Source organism: Microvirga sp. KLBC 81, from assembly GCF_003075415.1.
Taxonomy (GTDB): domain Bacteria; phylum Pseudomonadota; class Alphaproteobacteria; order Rhizobiales; family Beijerinckiaceae; genus Microvirga.
In genome coordinates, this window is sequence record NZ_QDAH01000256.1 from 1 (window position 1) to 1,191 (window position 1,191).

Consider the following 1,191-nt stretch of genomic DNA (forward strand, 5'->3'; position numbering starts at 1 on the left):
TTAGTCCATCACGGCGGCGACGACGCCGGCGCCGACGGTACGCCCGCCCTCACGGATGGCAAAGCGCAGCTTCTCTTCCATGGCGATCGGGGCAATCAGCTCGACTTCCATGGTGATGTTGTCGCCCGGCATCACCATCTCGGTGCCCTCGGGCAGCTTCACCACGCCGGTCACGTCGGTGGTGCGGAAGTAGAACTGCGGCCGGTAGTTGCCGAAGAACGGCGTATGGCGGCCGCCCTCCTCCTTGGTCAGGATGTAGGCCTCGGCCTTGAACTTGGTGTGCGGCCGGATCGAGCCCGGCTTGCACAGCACCTGGCCGCGCTCCACGTCCTCGCGCTTCGTGCCGCGCAGCAGCACGCCCACGTTGTCGCCCGCCTGGCCCTGGTCGAGCAGCTTGCGGAACATCTCGACGCCGGTCACCGTCGTCTTCTGCGTGTCGCGCAGGCCCACGATCTCCACTTCCTCGCCGACCTTGATCACGCCGCGCTCGACGCGGCCCGTCACCACCGTGCCGCGGCCCGAGATCGAGAACACGTCCTCGATCGGCATCAGGAACGGCTGGTCGATCGGACGCTCCGGCTGCGGGATGTAGCGGTCGACCTCGGCCATCAGCTTGAGCACCGCGTCACGGCCGATCTCCGGCTGGCGGTCCTCCAGGGCGCACAGGGCCGAGCCCTTGACGATCGGAATGTCGTCGCCCGGGAAGTCGTACTTCGACAGCAGCTCGCGCACCTCGAGCTCAACCAGGTCGAGCAGCTCCGGATCGTCGACCATGTCGACCTTGTTCATGAACACCACCAGGGCCGGCACGCCGACCTGACGCGCCAGCAGGATGTGCTCGCGGGTCTGCGGCATCGGGCCGTCGGCCGACGACACCACCAGGATCGCGCCGTCCATCTGGGCCGCGCCGGTGATCATGTTCTTCACGTAGTCGGCGTGGCCGGGGCAGTCCACGTGCGCATAGTGGCGGTTCGTGGTCTCGTACTCCACGTGCGCGGTCGAGATCGTGATGCCGCGCGCCTTCTCCTCCGGCGCCTTGTCGATCTGGTCATACGCCGTGAAGGTCGCCCCGCCCGACTCCGCCAGAACCTTCGTGATCGCCGCCGTCAGAGACGTCTTGCCATGGTCGACGTGACCAATCGTCCCGATGTTGCAGTGCGGCTTCGTCCGCTCAAACTTTTCCTTCGCCAT

The 1,191-nt window shown here is 66.7% G+C and carries 1 protein-coding gene; it reads right to left on the reverse strand.

Annotated features, from left to right (window positions below):
• Positions 1 to 1,191: an elongation factor Tu gene (gene tuf, locus DC522_RS33620; protein WP_116532708.1), complete on the reverse strand. Its 1,191-nt coding sequence runs from the start codon at positions 1,189 to 1,191 to the stop codon at positions 1 to 3.

Coding starts and splice junctions, on each gene's coding strand:
- tuf (WP_116532708.1), bottom strand. CDS start 1,191: ATGGCGAAGGAAAAGTTTGAGCGGACGAAGCCGCACTGCAACATCGGG.